Annotated in this window: 13 protein-coding genes; 11 read left to right on the forward strand and 2 right to left on the reverse strand. The window is 72.4% G+C overall.

The window, feature by feature from the left end:
- The first annotated feature begins 26 nt into the window (after window positions 1–26).
- The 6 genes from IOD14_RS15135 to IOD14_RS15160 all read left to right on the forward strand — a co-directional run bounded on the left by IOD14_RS15135 (window position 27) and on the right by IOD14_RS15160 (window position 5,983).
- Window positions 27–866: a hypothetical protein gene (locus tag IOD14_RS15135; RefSeq protein WP_212670481.1), complete on the forward strand. Its 840-nt coding sequence runs from the start codon at window positions 27–29 to the stop codon at window positions 864–866.
- Between the two features lie 156 nt (window positions 867–1,022).
- Entirely contained in the window at window positions 1,023–2,132 is a 1,110-nt protein-coding gene (locus IOD14_RS15140) for a right-handed parallel beta-helix repeat-containing protein (RefSeq protein ID WP_212670482.1), read from the forward strand.
- A gap of 119 nt (window positions 2,133–2,251) precedes the next feature.
- The gene (locus tag IOD14_RS15145) at window positions 2,252–3,313 is read left to right on the forward strand and encodes a glycosyltransferase (RefSeq protein WP_123993935.1); all 1,062 of its coding nucleotides are present in this window, start codon (window positions 2,252–2,254) and stop codon (window positions 3,311–3,313) included.
- Window positions 3,313–4,284, forward strand: a complete 972-nt coding sequence (locus IOD14_RS15150) for a glycosyltransferase family 2 protein (RefSeq protein ID WP_123993934.1) — start codon at window positions 3,313–3,315, stop codon at window positions 4,282–4,284. The genes IOD14_RS15145 and IOD14_RS15150 overlap by 1 nt, the downstream gene beginning before the upstream one ends.
- A gap of 44 nt (window positions 4,285–4,328) precedes the next feature.
- On the forward strand, window positions 4,329–5,003 hold the full coding sequence (locus tag IOD14_RS15155; protein WP_160160209.1) for a sugar transferase: 675 nt from the start codon (window positions 4,329–4,331) through the stop codon (window positions 5,001–5,003).
- A complete protein-coding gene (locus tag IOD14_RS15160) occupies window positions 5,003–5,983 on the forward strand; it encodes an NAD-dependent epimerase/dehydratase family protein (RefSeq protein WP_123993932.1) in 981 nt (326 codons plus the stop codon). The genes IOD14_RS15155 and IOD14_RS15160 overlap by 1 nt, the downstream gene beginning before the upstream one ends.
- On the opposite strand, the gene IOD14_RS15165 is transcribed toward IOD14_RS15160, so the two are convergent.
- Entirely contained in the window at window positions 5,946–6,902 is a 957-nt protein-coding gene (locus tag IOD14_RS15165) for a class I SAM-dependent methyltransferase (RefSeq protein WP_212670483.1), read from the reverse strand. The two genes, IOD14_RS15160 and IOD14_RS15165, sit on opposite strands and share 38 nt — an antisense overlap.
- A gap of 98 nt (window positions 6,903–7,000) precedes the next feature.
- Here IOD14_RS15165 and IOD14_RS15170 point away from each other — a divergent pair, with 98 nt between their 5' ends.
- The 5 genes from IOD14_RS15170 to IOD14_RS15185 are packed head-to-tail and all read left to right on the forward strand — an operon-like array spanning window position 7,001 to window position 12,631.
- A complete protein-coding gene (locus IOD14_RS15170) occupies window positions 7,001–8,314 on the forward strand; it encodes a glycosyltransferase (protein WP_212670484.1) in 1,314 nt (437 codons plus the stop codon).
- On the forward strand, window positions 8,305–9,618 hold the full coding sequence (locus tag IOD14_RS15175) for a UDP-glucose/GDP-mannose dehydrogenase family protein (protein WP_212670485.1): 1,314 nt from the start codon (window positions 8,305–8,307) through the stop codon (window positions 9,616–9,618). Before IOD14_RS15170 ends, IOD14_RS15175 begins: the two co-directional genes overlap by 10 nt.
- A gap of 21 nt (window positions 9,619–9,639) precedes the next feature.
- Window positions 9,640–9,774 carry a hypothetical protein gene (locus IOD14_RS44750; RefSeq protein ID WP_280845678.1) on the forward strand — a complete coding sequence of 45 codons (135 nt, stop codon included), beginning with the start codon at window positions 9,640–9,642 and terminating at the stop codon, window positions 9,772–9,774.
- Window positions 9,771–10,796: a dTDP-glucose 4,6-dehydratase gene (locus IOD14_RS15180; RefSeq protein WP_212670486.1), complete on the forward strand. Its 1,026-nt coding sequence runs from the start codon at window positions 9,771–9,773 to the stop codon at window positions 10,794–10,796. Before IOD14_RS44750 ends, IOD14_RS15180 begins: the two co-directional genes overlap by 4 nt.
- Complete coding sequence (locus IOD14_RS15185; RefSeq protein ID WP_212670487.1) at window positions 10,793–12,631, forward strand: glycoside hydrolase family 15 protein; 1,839 nt, start codon at window positions 10,793–10,795, stop codon at window positions 12,629–12,631. The genes IOD14_RS15180 and IOD14_RS15185 overlap by 4 nt, the downstream gene beginning before the upstream one ends.
- On the opposite strand, the gene IOD14_RS15190 is transcribed toward IOD14_RS15185, so the two are convergent.
- Window positions 12,580–13,365, reverse strand: coding sequence for a GntR family transcriptional regulator (locus tag IOD14_RS15190; RefSeq protein ID WP_212670488.1), 786 nt, complete (start codon window positions 13,363–13,365; stop codon window positions 12,580–12,582). The genes IOD14_RS15185 and IOD14_RS15190 overlap by 52 nt on opposite strands.
- Window positions 13,366–13,388 lie beyond the last annotated feature (23 nt).

A 13,388-nucleotide genomic window follows, 5' to 3' on the forward strand; every position in this document is an offset into this window, starting at 1 on the left:
TTGTCCTCTGTGCCTAGCATGGTCTGATGCCCATCGAACGGGTGGTCGCGTTCCGTTTCCATCGCGACCCCTTGATCAGCCGGGCCCGTGTCGGACTCCTCCGGCGGCTCAATCCCGGCGTGCCCGTGCACGGAATCTTCGGTGGCGCGAACAGCGCGCGCGGCACCGCCTTCCAGCTGGCCGGCAGACGACTGCTCGGGCTCGACTCCCTCTATTCCTCCCCTCGCGACGGTCACTGGAACTGGAAGAACGGCGACCTCGTCCTGCTGGACTGGTACCGCGAGCGAGGCCACCGGCTGACGTTCGACGTCCTCCATCTCGTCGAGTGGGATCTGCTGCTCACGGAACCGCTCGACCGCCTCTACGGCGCCGTGCCCCCCGAGGCCGTCGGGCTGACCGCCCTGACGCCCCTGAGTGTCATCGGCGACGAATGGCGCTGGCTCGCCGGGCGGGACGAGGCGCGGGAGTGGCGCGAACTCCTGTCCTGCGCCCGTACCGGCTTCGGCTACGACGGGACCCCGTACGGCTGCCTCGGTGTCGGCCCCTGCTTTCCCCGGGCCTTCCTGCGCGACTACGCGGCGGCCGACCCGCCCGATCTCGGCAACGACGAACTCCGCTACCCGCTGTTCGCGCAGCTCCTGGGGCATCCGATGGCCGACACCGGGTTCCGGCGCGCCTGGCACTCCCCGGACGACGACCGGTACTTCAACGCGGTGGGGGCCGGCATCGACCCGCACACCGTCACCGCGGAGCTGGAGACCCCCGGCGGCCGCCGCGCCTTCCACCCGGTCCGCGCGCCCCTGCGCGGACTGCGGCTGCCCGCACCGGGCCCGTCGGGCCTCGCGCACGGACCGGGAAAAGACTGACGGAAGGACCGGAACGGTGCCGCTGTGGCCGACGCCACACGACCTGCCAATCGGCAGTCCCGCTACGGCGATTCATCCGGAAGCGGGCTTTGCGAACGCGTACGGAGAGTTCCGCGAGTTCCGGTGCCCCGGTCGCCGCCCTATGCTCCGAGGCCCGTGCATTCCGGCCCCGAATTTTCCAGGAGGTTGCTCGTGGGCATCTTTTCCAGGCCCAGCGCGTTGTCCCGCAGATCAATGCTGGGATTGATGGCCCTACCGCTTCTTGCCGCAAAGCCTCCCCGGCCCGCCAAGGGCGCGGTGGATACCGACGTGATCCTTGTCGCCGACCATGCGACACCACAGCTCGCTGCGAACGCCGCGGCCGGCAAACGGCTGCGCTTTCCGGCCGGGCGGACGTACATCGTCAATGATCTCGTGATTCCGGCCGGTTGTTATGTCGAGGGCAACGGTTCGATCCTCAGGACCGCGGACGCGTCGACGACGGACAGCAGCGACGACGGCCTACTGGTCGTGGGCGGAGACGGTGTCACGATCGACGGCCTGAAGTTCGACGGCAACAGCCGGAACCAGGGCGGCGTGTGGAACCAGCACCGCCATCAGGTCAGAGTGCACGGCAATTACAGCAACATCCTGATCAAGGGCTGCGACTTCTCCAACATCATTGGTGACGGCGTGTACGTCAATGTCGGCTCCGGCGGGAACACCGGACACTCCATCGAGATCCGCGACTGCACGTTCACCGCCGCCAACGACAACCGCAACGGTGTCAGCGTCACCTCGGGCACGAATGTCCATGTGCACCACAACACGTTCACCAACATGGCCCGCCCCGATATGCCGGGCGCGATCGACATCGAGCGGAACTCCGTCACCGACGTCATCGCCGACATTCTGGTCGAGTACAACACGATCACCCGGGCGGCACTTTCCGGTACCGGCTCCCGGTACGGAATTCTGGCGGCCATGTTCAACTGCGTCGGCACCAACATCGTCTTCAGGAACAACGACATCAGCGGTGCCGGACTCAGTGCCGCCTGTCTGATCATCGGCGACAGCAGCGGGACGTTCAACGCCAGCACGGTCACGGTCACGGCGAACGACTTCCATGACGCCGGTGGCGCCGGAGTCGAGCTGAACTACGGCATCCGGCCCGACATCACCGACAACCGGTTCACCAATCTGTCTCCGGCCATCCTGAACTACCTCTCCGTCCTCGGGGACACCTCGGGCAACACGTTCACCAACGTCGCCCGGCAGATCGCGTAGAGCGAGCGGCCCGTCCGCAGGCGCGTGCCCCCCTCGACGTTCCTCCCTTCGACCGGTGGCCGAGATGTACGTATACGTCGTATATTTACGGTACCGAACCGGTTTGGTGGTGAGGATCCGTGGATCACGGCCCGGACTGCGTCGCGGTCACGCCCTACGGCCGGGGCGCCGGAAGCTCGCGGGTCCGCGTCTTCCAGTGGCTCGACCGCATCGGCACGCACTTCGCCGTCGGCAGCTATCTCTCGCTGCCGGACTCCGCCCCCTCCCGACTCGCGCGCCGCCCGATGGCCCTGGCCCGGGCGGAACTGCGGCTCGCGGCCCTCGCGCGGGCCCGGCACCGGCGCGTCCTGCTGCACCGGGAGGCCTCCCCGCTCAGCCGGGGCTGGTGGGAGCGGCGGCTCCTGGCGAGCGCGGAGTTCGCCGTGTACGACTTCGACGACGCCCTCCAGTGGGATCGGGGGGAGGGCGGTCTCGTCCGCAGGCTCGCGCCGAAGGCCGGGAAGGCCCAGGTGGCCGTGCGGCAGGCGGACCGGGTCATCGCGGGCAACGCCGTACTGGCCGACTGGGCCTCCGGACACCAGCGGGACGTCGTGGTGATCCCCAGTTGTGTCGCGCTGGAGGACTACACGCCCAAGACCTCGTACGCACTGCACGACCCGCCGCGGCTGGGCTGGATCGGATCCGCTCACAACGAGCCCTGTCTCCTGCTGATCGCCGAAGCGCTCGAGGAGGTGCACCGCAGGACCGGTGCGCGCCTCACGCTCGTCGGGACGACCTCCGCGTCTCTCGGCGCGCTGGAGTCGTTCACCGACCGGATCGCGTGGAGCCCGGACAGCCAGCGCATCGCGCCGGCCGGCATGGACATCGGTCTGATGCCCCTGCCCACGAGCGCCTACAGCCTCGGCAAGTGCGGGTACAAGCTCCTCCAGTACGCCGCCGCGGGCCTTCCCGCGATCGCCAGCCCGCTCGGTGTCAACGTCGGTCTGCTGACGGAGCTGGGCATGCCGGGGGCGCGGACCCAGGACGAATGGGCCGACGCGATCCTCGGTCTGCTGGAGAGCCCGGCAGCGGAGCGGGAAAGGGTCGGCCGCGCCGCCCGTGACGTCGCCGCCCGGCACTACTCGTACGACGCGTGGCTGCCGGCGTGGGCGGCGGCCCTGGAGCTGGGGCCGGTGCCCTGATGGCGCCGGCCCAGCGGTCCCTCCCGGCCGTCGACGTCGTGATCGTGAACTGGAACGCCGGTCACCACCTCGCGGACTGCGTGCGCTCCGTCGTCCGGGCCGACCGGTCGGAACTGGGCGTGGCCCGGATCGTCGTCGTGGACAACGCCTCCACCGACGGCTCCGCGGCACGGCTGACCGCGGCGGACATCCCGCTCGACGTGGTGCGCAACGACCGCAACCGCGGCTTCGCCTTCGCCTGCAACCAGGGCGCCGCCCGAGGCGACAGCGACCTGGTGCTCTTCCTCAACCCGGACACCGAGCTGTACCCGGACAGCCTGACGGTCGTCGGCCGTGTGCTGCGCACACCGCCTGCGGACCGCGTCGGGATCTTCGGAGGGCTCATGGTGGACGACGAAGGGAACCCGCAGATCTCGTGCTCGAGATTCCCGTCCCTGCGCGTCTACCTCGGCAAGATGACGGGACTCGACCGGCTCGCCCCCGCCCTGTTCCCGCCGCACCACCTCCGGCCCCGGGAACTGGTCGCCTCGGGTCCGGTCGATCAGGTCATCGGGGCGTTCTTCCTGGTGCGCCGGCAGGTGTTCACCGAACTGCACGGCTTCGACGAACGCTATTTCCTCTATCTGGAGGACGTCGACTTCGCCTGGCGTGCGCGCCGCGCCGGCTGGCTCTCCTACTACGTGGAGCAGGTCCGGGTCCATCACACGGGACAGGTCAGCTCCTCCCAACTGGGTGTGTGGCGGCACTACTTGCTGTTGCGCAGCCGCACCACCTACGCGTTCCGGCACTGGGCCCCGCCCCGCGCGTGGGCGCTGGTGGCGCTGACCCTGTCCGTGGAGCCGGCCGCGCGCCTGGCCGCGGCGGTCGTGCGCGGGCGATGGGCGGACCTCGGGGCCACCCTGGCGGTCTACCGGAGCTTCCTGCGCTGGTTCTCCCGGGGCTCGCGCGAGGAAAATGCGTTTACGATGTAAATATACGCTTTAGAGGCAGTTCGCCGGGAACGGAGGAGAACTGCGTGGAAACCATCGAAGGGGTACCGCGCCGAGCGTCGCACCGCGGTCCCGAGGCACGGGTCACGGCCGCCCGCCGGATCCTCGACGTCGCCGTGGCCCTGGGCCTGCTGCTCCTGCTCTCGCCCCTGCTGGCGCTGCTGGCCCTCGTGGTGCGGGCGACGAGCGGTCCACCGGTGCTGTTCCGGCAGCGGCGGACCGGGGCGGGCGGCGACGAGTTCACGCTGTACAAGTTCCGCAGCATGCGCCACGACAGCGCGGGCCCCCAGGTCGCCGGGAGCGACGACCGGAGGGTGACGGGTACAGGTCGGCTGCTGCGCGAACTCGGGCTGGACGAACTTCCCCAGCTGTGGAACGTCCTGCGCGGCGACATGACCCTGGTCGGCCCCCGCCCCGAGGTCCCGGACCTGGCGCGCCGCTACCCGCCCGAACACCAGTGGGTGTTCCGTCACCGCCCCGGTCTCACCGGCCCTTGCCAGCTCCGCTCACGCGCCTACGCCGCCCAGCTGGAAGGCCGCCCGGATCCCGAGGCGTACTACCTGGAGGTCCTGGTGCCCCGGCGCACCGCCCTGGACGCGGAGTTCCTGAGCCGGGCCACGGCGTGGAACGTCCTGCGGTACGTGGCGCGGACGGTCCTGTACCTGCTGCGCGCCCCGTGGGACCGGGGCGGGGAGTCCTGATGCGTGCCGTGGTGACGGGCGCCGCCGGGTTCATCGGCTCGCACCTGTGCGCACACCTGCTGTCCCACGGGGACGAGGTCGTCGGGGTCGACGCCCTGACCGACTTCTACGACCCCGCGCGCAAACGGCACAACCTCGCCAGGCTGCTCGGCCGGGAGGGGTTCCGATTCCACCGCGGCGACCTGCTCGGCCTGCCCCTGCGGCCGCTGTTCGCGCAGGCCGACGCCGTCTACCACCTCGCCGGCCAGCCCGGTGTGCGCGGCTCCTGGGGGCCCGGGTTCGCCGTCTACCTGGAACGCAACGTGCTGGTCACCCAGCGGGTGCTGGAAGCGGCACGGGACGCCGGAGTGCGGCACCTGGTCTACGCGTCCAGCTCGTCCGTGTACGGCGACGCGGAGGCGTACCCGACCCCGGAGACCGTGCGCCCCCGACCGGTCTCCCCGTACGGCGTCACCAAGCTCGCCGCGGAGCATCTCTGCGAGACCTACCGCACCGCCTTCGGCGTTCCGACCGCCTCGCTGCGGCTCTTCAGTGTCTACGGCCCCGGCCAGCGCCCCGACATGGCCTTCGCCCGCCTGGTCGCGGCCGCGTGCACCCGCCGCCCCTTCCCGCTGTACGGCGACGGCGGCCAGAGCCGCGACTTCACCTACGTCGGGGACGTGGTCGCCGCGATGCGCACCGTGTCGCTCTCGTCCTGGACGGGGGTCGCCAACCTCGGCGGCGGCTGCGAGGTGACGATGCGTCAGGTGATCGAGCTGCTGGGCCGCCTGGGCGCGGTGGTGCGGGTCGTCCCGGGCCCCGCCCGCCCGGGCGACGCCCGCCGCACGGCCGCCGACATCGGCCTGGCCCGGGACGCCTTCGCCTACCGCCCGGCCACGGACCTGCGCACCGGCCTCGCGGCGATGCTGCGCGCGACGTCACCGGAAGGAGCGGCGCCGGCTGTCACGGGGGCGCCTGTGCCCCCCGGTAGTACGCGATGATCTCCGCCCCCGTCATCTCCCGGTCCCGTTTGCGCCCCAGGAAGTACAGTGCCGACGCGTCGTCCAGCGCGTACGGCGGCGGTACGAACCGATCGAGGGCGCGCAGCCAGCACAGGGCCGCCCGTGTCGCGCGACCCGCGAGAGCGTTGCGGGTCAGGCCCCGCACCAGGTGGTCGACGCTCCACAGCAGCTGCGTACCGGGACCGGAGACGGCGCCGGCGCCGAGCTCCTCGAACCGCCGGAACAGGTAGCGATGGCCGCTCGCGGTGTAGCGCGTGAAGTCGTGAGCTCCCGCGTGGACCTGCTGCAGGAAGGGTGTCTCCGCGTAGACCAGCCCGTCGTCCTTGAGGACCCGGTGGATCTCGGCGACCACCCCGGCGGGGTCCAGCACATGCTCCAGCACGGCCTGCACCAGCACCGCGTCGACGGCGGCCGTGCGCAGCGGAATCCGGTGGGCGTCCGCCACGAACTGGGTCGCCGGACTGGTGACGATGTCGAACCCGATCACCCGCACCCGCGGGTCCCGGTAGACGGCACCCACCCCGTTCCCGACCGTCGCCCCGCCCACGACGAGCAGCGTCGGCGCCGGGCCCGGCAGGGTGCGCAGCAACAGGTCGATGTTGCGGGCGGCGACCCGGTTGGGTGGCTTGGCGAGGCGCCGCAGCGGGGCGGGCAGCGCGTCGGCGCCCCGGCGGACATCCGGAGCCGGCGCGAGGGCGTCGACCGCCTCCCGGCCGACCACGCTGTGCGCGAAGTCGACGAGCACGGGCCGTCCCGCCACCTCGGGGAAGGCCGGGGGCTCGCGGTACACGCAGTCCGGCGCCGTGCACCGCAGCCCACCGGGTGCGCCCTCCAGGTCCGCTCGGCAGCGCGGACACACCAACAGGGGTCTGATCGCGTCCAGTTCGGCCAACACCATGTGCGCTCCTCCACGCCCGGATTGACCGGGATCGCTCTGTGGGGAAACATGTACGTATACGCCGTAAATATACGGTACCTGCAATCCGGCGGTGATGGATGATGCGGAACGGGACGCTCGTCCCCGGCTCGGGACGGCCGGTCGGAGCCCCCGACTGGCCGGGACCGCCCCCACCGGTGGCGTCGGCGGCGGAGCTGCCGCCCCTGCCGACGCTCTCCCGCATCAAGGTCCTCCATGTCATCACCCGCCTGCATGCCGGGGCCGGCGGCAACACCCTGCTGTCGGCCCTGGGCATGGACCCCGACCGCTACGAGGTCTGGATCGCCGGGGTGCCCGGCGGCGGCCTCTGGGACAGGGCCCGTGCCGCCGGGGTGCGCACGGTGGAGATACCCGGATTCCGGCACACCCTGACCCCCGTGGACGTGCTGGTGCTGTGGCGGCTGACGCGGCTCATCAGGCGCGAACGGTTCACCGTCGTGCACACCCACTCCGCCAAGGGCGGCTTCCTCGGGCGCGTCGCCGCCCGGCTGTGCCGCACTCCGGTGGTGGTGCACACCTTCCACGGCGTGAGCTTCCATCCGTACCAGTCCCGCGCCCGGCGGCTGCTCTACCGCCGCCTCGAACGCGCCACCCGGCGCTTCACCCACCGCTTCCTCGCCGTCGCCCCCCGCGTGGCCGAGCAGGCCGTCGAGGAACGCCTCGCCCCGCCCGGACGCGTCCAGGTCGTTCCCTCGGCGATCGACCTGCCGCACATCCCCGAACGGTTCGATCCCCTCGCCCGCCGGGTCCTCGGGCCACCGCGCTCCACGGCCCTCGTCGGCACCGTCGGTCGGCTGGACACCCAGAAGGCCCCCCTGGACTTCGTCCGCATGGCGGCCGTGCTCCGCGTCGAGCGCCCCGACACGGCCTTCGTGATGATCGGTGACGGTCCGCTGGAGGCGGATGTGCGGCGGCTCGCCGCGGAGCTGGGTGTCGAGCTGATCCTGACCGGCCACCGGGCGGACGCCGCCTGGTTGGTCGCCGGTCTCGACGTCTTCGTGATCACCTCGCTGTACGAAGGGCTCGGCAGGGCGCTCACCGAGGCCCTCGCCACGGCCCGACCGGTCGTCGCCACGGCCGTGAACGGAGTACCGGACCTGGTGGAGCACGGCGCCACGGGACTGCTCGTCGACCCCGCCGACCCGGACCGTGCCGCCCTGGCCGTCCGCTGGCTGCTCGACCACCCCCGACAGGCCGCCGAGATGGGCCGCCAGGGCCGGCGCCGGGTCCGCGGCGACTTCACCCAGCAGGCCATGTGCGCGGCCCTCGACGCCTGCTACCGCGACCTGCTCGGTCTCCCGCCGACCGGCCAGGTCCCTGACCGGGCCCGCCGCCCCACCGGCGCCGCCCCCGGGAGACCGACATGCGCCTGACCGTCATCGGTACCGGATACGTGGGAGCCGTTCACGCCGCCTGCATGGCGCACATCGGTCACCAGGTCCTCGGAGTGGACGTCGACCCCGACCGGATCGCCGCCCTCACCGCGGGCAGGCCGCCGTTCTACGAGCCCGGGCTCGCCGGGATGCTCAAGCGCACCGTGGACGCCGGCCGGCTGCGCTTCAGCACCTCCGCGGCCGAGGCCGTCCGCTTCGCCACCACGCACTTCGTCTGCGTCGGCACCCCCCAGCTGCCCGGCTCCGACGCCGCCGACCTGCGGCATGTCGAAGCCGCCGTGGAACGACTGGGCGCGCACCTGCCCGGCGGCGCCGAGCCGGTGCTCGTCGTCGGCAAGTCCACCGTGCCCGTCGGGACGGCGGAGCGGCTGGCCGGCCGGCTCGGCACCGCCGCCGACGTCGCCTGGAACCCGGAGTTCCTGCGCGAGGGCCGCGCCGTCCAGGACTCGATGTGCCCGCAGCGCATCGTGGTGGGCGTCCCCACGGCGCGCGCGGAAGCGCGGCTGCGCGAGGTCTACGCGCCCTTGACGGCCGTCGGCGTGCCCTTCATCGCCACCGACCCCGCCACGGCCGAACTGGTCAAACTCGCCTCGAACTCCTTCCTCGCCACCAAGATCTCCTTCATCAACGCCATGGCGGAGATCTGCGACGGCACCGGCGCCGACGTCCTGACCCTGGCGGAGGCGATGGGCGCCGACCCCCGTATCGGCCCGGGCTTCCTGGCCCCCGGCCTCGGCTTCGGCGGCAGCTGCCTTCCCAAGGACATCCGGGCCTTCGCCGCCCGCGCCGAGGAACTGGGGCTGGGGGAGTCGGTGGCCTTCCTCCGCCAGATCGACGAGATCAACACACGGCAGCGGCGCCGGACGGTCGAGCTCGCCGAGCGGCTCGTCGGCGGGTCGCTCCCGGGCCGTCGGGTCGCCGTCCTCGGGGCGGCGTTCAAACCCGGCAGCGACGACGTCCGGGACTCGCCCGCACTCGCCGTCGCCGAGGCCGTACGCGGCCGGGGCGCCCAGGTGTGCGTCCACGACCCCGAGGCCGCCGACAACGCCCGTGTCGCCCACCCGGCCCTGCGGTTCGCACCGGACGTCACCAAGACCTGCGACCGGGCCGACGTGGTGCTGCACCTCACCGAGTGGCCCCAGTACCGGGAACTCGACCCGGTCGCCCTGGCCTCGGTGGTGCGCACCCCGGCGATCGTCGACGCCCGCCACACCCTCGACCCGAAGGCCTGGCACGCGGCCGGCTGGACCCTGTGCGCCCCGGGCCGGCCCCGGCTGGGCTGACAGCGACAAGGCAGGAGAGCCATGCGCACACCCACCCACCACGCGGCCCGGCCCCTTCGCGGGGCACTCCCCGGTGCCCGCACTCCGCTGACCCACCGGCCGGAGCGCACCGCCACCGGAGTCCCCGGCCCCGCCCAGGCGCCCGACCCGCCATGACGACCACCCGCATCCTCGTCACCGGCGGAGCAGGCTTCATCGGCTCGCACTACGTCCGCACGCTGTGCGGTGCGCACGGCCCGCCGGACGTCGCGGTGACCGTGCTCGACCAGCTCACCCACGCCGGCGACCCGGCCGACCTCGACGACATCCCCGACGGGGACCGCCTCGCCTTCGTCCCGGGCGACATCTGCGACCGCGACCTCGTCGACGGACTGCTCGCGGCCCACGACCAGGTCGTGCACTTCGCCGCCGACCACCACGTCGACCGGTCCGCCCGGGAGGCCGAGGTCCTCGTGCGCACCGACGTGCTCGGCACCCAGAACCTGGTGGAGGCGGCCCTGCGGCACGGGCCGAAGAGGTTCGTCCACATCTCCTGCGACGAGGTGTACGGCTCGATCCGCGCCGGTTCGTGGTCGGAGACCGATCCGCTGCGGCCCAACTCGCCCCGCGCCGCCGCCAAGGCCGCCTCGGACCTGCTGGCACTGGCCTGGCACCGCACCCACGGCCTCGACGTCCGCGTCGCCCGGGGCTCGACCACCTACGGTCCCCGGCAGTTCCCCGACCGGCTCGTCCCCCTGTTCATCTGCCGGCTGCTGGAGGGGCGACCGGTCCTCCAGCACGGCGGCGGGCACGACATCCGTGACTGGCTCCACGTCGACGACCACGTCCGGGGCATCGAACTGGTCCGCACCCTCGGCCGCCCCGGCGAGGTCTACAACATCGGGGCGGGCGACGAGCGCTCCGTCCGGGAACTGACCGGACTGCTCCTGCGCGCATGCGGCGCCGACTGGGGATCGGTCGGGTTCCGGACCGAAACCGAACGCACGGTCCACGACCGGCGCCGCTCCGTCGACTTCACCAAGATCCGCAACGAACTCGGCTTCGCCCCGCGCGGCGAGCTGGTCACCGGCCTCATGGAGACCGCCGACTGGTACCGCGCCCACCGGTCCTGGTGGGAGCCGCGACTGCGCCGGGCCGAGCGGTGCGAAGGGAGGGAGAGGACTCCTCTCCGGCCATGAGCACGCGCATCGAGGACTACGCCCTCCTCGGCGACCTGGAGACCGCCGCCATGGTCGCAAGGGACGGCTCCGTCGACTGGCTGTGCCTGCCCCGCTTCGACTCCCCGGCCTGTTTCGCCGCCCTCCTGGGCACCGAGGACAACGGCTTCTGGCGGCTCGCCCCCACCACCGGCGGCCGCTGCGCGCGGCGCGCCTACCGACCCGGCACGCTGGTGCTGGACTCCCTGTGGGAGACGCCGGCGGGGACGGTACGCGTCACCGACTTCATGCCGCCCCGGACCCGGTACCCCAGCCTCGTGCGCGTGGTCGAAGGGGTGTCGGGGACCGTGACCATGCGCAGCGAACTGCGGCCCCGATTCCACCAGGGCCGCGTCGTCCCGTGGGTCAGGGACGCCGGCGCCCGCACCGTGGCGGTCGCCGGGCCCGACGCCGTCTGGCTCGGCGCGGACGGTCCGGTGCGGGTGATCAGGAGCACCAGCACCGTCGACTGGGAGATCACCGTCGCGGCCGGACAACGGCTCTCGCTCACCCTGGCGTGGACACCCTCGCATCTGCCGGACCCGCCGGCGCCCTTGTCCCTGCCCGTCGAGACGGTGCTCAAGGAGGCCGTCGACCACTGGCGGGGCTGGGCCGCCCAGTGCCGCTACGAAGGGCCGTGGCGGGACGCCGTCGTCCGGTCCCTGATCACCCTCAAGGCGCTCACCTACGCGCCCACCGGCGGTGTCGTCGCCGCGCCCACCACCTCGCTGCCCGGCCGTATCGGCGGCGAACGCAACTGGGACCACCGGTTCTGCTGGCTGCGGGACTCCACCCTCACGCTCTCCTGCCTGCTGCGCAGCGGCTACCGGGCCGAGGCCACGGCCTGGCTGGACTGGCTCGTGCGGGCCGTCGCCGGTGACCCGGCCGACCTGCAGACGGTGTACGGCGTGCGAGGGCAGCGCCTGCTGCCGGAGACCGAGGCACCCTGGCTGCTCGGCTACGAGGGGTCCCGGCCCGTGCGGTTCGGGAGCTCGGCGACGGGCCAGTTCCAGCTCGACGTGTACGGCGAGGTCCTGGACACCCTCTGGCTGTCGCTGCGGGCCGGCATCCCCATGCCTGGTCATGTCTGGTCGCTCGTCGAGGCGTTGATGAGCTTCCTGATCCGGCACTGGCGCGAACCCGATCAGGGCCTCTGGCAGGTGCGGGGACCGCGCCGGCAGTTCGTGCACTCCAAGGTGATGGTCTGGGTGGCCGCCGACCGCGCCCTGCGGATGGGGGAGCTCCTGGGCCGCAACGAGTCCGCGCTCGCGTGGCGGACCGTGCGCGACGAGGTGCACCAACAGGTGTGCCGGGAGGGCTGGGACGCTTCCCGGCGGTCCTTCGTGCAGTCCTACGGCTCGTCCACCCTGGACGCCTCCGCCCTGCTGATACCCCGGCTCGGCTTCCTGCCGGACGGCGACGAACGGGTCCGCGACACCGTCCGAGCCGTGCGAGCGCTGGCCCACGGCGGGTTCCTGCGCCGCTACGCCACGAACGGCCCCGGCGTCGACGACGTGGACGGAATGCCCGGCTCGGAGGGCGCCTTCCTGGCCTGCTCCCTGTGGTACGCCCACGCCCTTGCCCGGACCGGACGCCCCCGGCAGGCACGCGAGGTCTTCGAGCGGGTCCTGGCCGTCCGCAACGACGTCGGGCTCCTCTCGGAGCAGTGGGACCCGGTCACCGGCCGCCAACTCGGCAACACGCCCCAGGCATTCAGCCATGTCGCCCTGGTCGAGACGGCGTTCGCGCTGTCAGGCCCTCCCGGTCACGGCCTGACCAGCAACTGGAAGTCGAACGCGTACCGCGACGCCCGGTAGATGTGCGTGCCGTACTCGACCGGGCGGCCCGTGTCGTCGTAGGCCGTGCGTTGCATGGTCAGGACCGCCGCGCCCGGCTGTTCGTCGAGGCGGGCGGCCTCCTCGGCGGTGGCGGAGCGGGCGCCGATGCTCTGGTGGGCGCTGTGGAGGGTGATGCCGGCGGTGCGCAGCACGCGGTACAGGCCGGTGGACTCCAGGCGGTCGCTGTCGAGGTGGAGGAGGCCGGTGGGCAGGTAGTTGCACAGGAGGGCCACCGGTTGACCGTGGGTCAGGCGCAGCCGCTCCAGCACCGTGACCTCGCCGCCCTCCGGAAGCGACAGCGCGACCGCGACCTCGGCGGACGCCGGCACGGTCTCGTTGCGCACCACCCGCGTCGCCGGACCCTGTCCGGCCGCCTCCAGGTCGTCGTAGAGGCTGCTGAGCTCCAGGGGGCGCTTGACCTGGCTGTGCACCACCTGCGTGCCCACCCCGCGCCGCCGGACCAGCAGGCCCTTGTCCACCAGGGTCTGGATGGCCTGGCGGACCGTCGGGCGGGACAGGCCGAGACGGATCGAGAGGTCGATCTCGTTGCCCAGGAGGTTTCCCGGGGCGAGCACGCCGTGCTCGATCGCCTCCTCCAGCTGGCGGGCGAGCTGGTAGTACAGCGGCACCGGACTGCCCCGGTCCAGGGCGAAGTCCAGGGAGTCGAGTGCGGGCGCGTTCGCGGCACGTGAGGTGTCGCCGAGCTTCGCCATGGGGGTACCTCCTTCGAGGGGCC

The sequence above is a fragment of the Streptomyces sp. A2-16 genome (assembly GCF_018128905.1).
In the GTDB taxonomy this organism is placed as follows: Bacteria; Actinomycetota; Actinomycetes; order Streptomycetales; family Streptomycetaceae; genus Streptomyces.

What these genes read in the sequence shown, in the direction of transcription:
- IOD14_RS15135 (WP_212670481.1), top strand. Translation starts at nt 27, where the DNA reads ATGCCCATCGAACGGGTGGTCGCGTTCCGTTTCCATCGCGACCCCTTG.
- IOD14_RS15150 (WP_123993934.1), top strand. Translation starts at nt 3,313, where the DNA reads ATGGCGCCGGCCCAGCGGTCCCTCCCGGCCGTCGACGTCGTGATCGTG.
- IOD14_RS15160 (WP_123993932.1), top strand. Translation starts at nt 5,003, where the DNA reads ATGCGTGCCGTGGTGACGGGCGCCGCCGGGTTCATCGGCTCGCACCTG.
- IOD14_RS15165 (WP_212670483.1), bottom strand. Translation starts at nt 6,902, where the DNA reads ATGGTGTTGGCCGAACTGGACGCGATCAGACCCCTGTTGGTGTGTCCG.
- IOD14_RS15170 (WP_212670484.1), top strand. Translation starts at nt 7,001, where the DNA reads ATGATGCGGAACGGGACGCTCGTCCCCGGCTCGGGACGGCCGGTCGGA.
- IOD14_RS15175 (WP_212670485.1), top strand. Translation starts at nt 8,305, where the DNA reads ATGCGCCTGACCGTCATCGGTACCGGATACGTGGGAGCCGTTCACGCC.
- IOD14_RS44750 (WP_280845678.1), top strand. Translation starts at nt 9,640, where the DNA reads ATGCGCACACCCACCCACCACGCGGCCCGGCCCCTTCGCGGGGCACTC.
- IOD14_RS15180 (WP_212670486.1), top strand. Translation starts at nt 9,771, where the DNA reads ATGACGACCACCCGCATCCTCGTCACCGGCGGAGCAGGCTTCATCGGC.
- IOD14_RS15185 (WP_212670487.1), top strand. Translation starts at nt 10,793, where the DNA reads ATGAGCACGCGCATCGAGGACTACGCCCTCCTCGGCGACCTGGAGACC.
- IOD14_RS15190 (WP_212670488.1), bottom strand. Translation starts at nt 13,365, where the DNA reads ATGGCGAAGCTCGGCGACACCTCACGTGCCGCGAACGCGCCCGCACTC.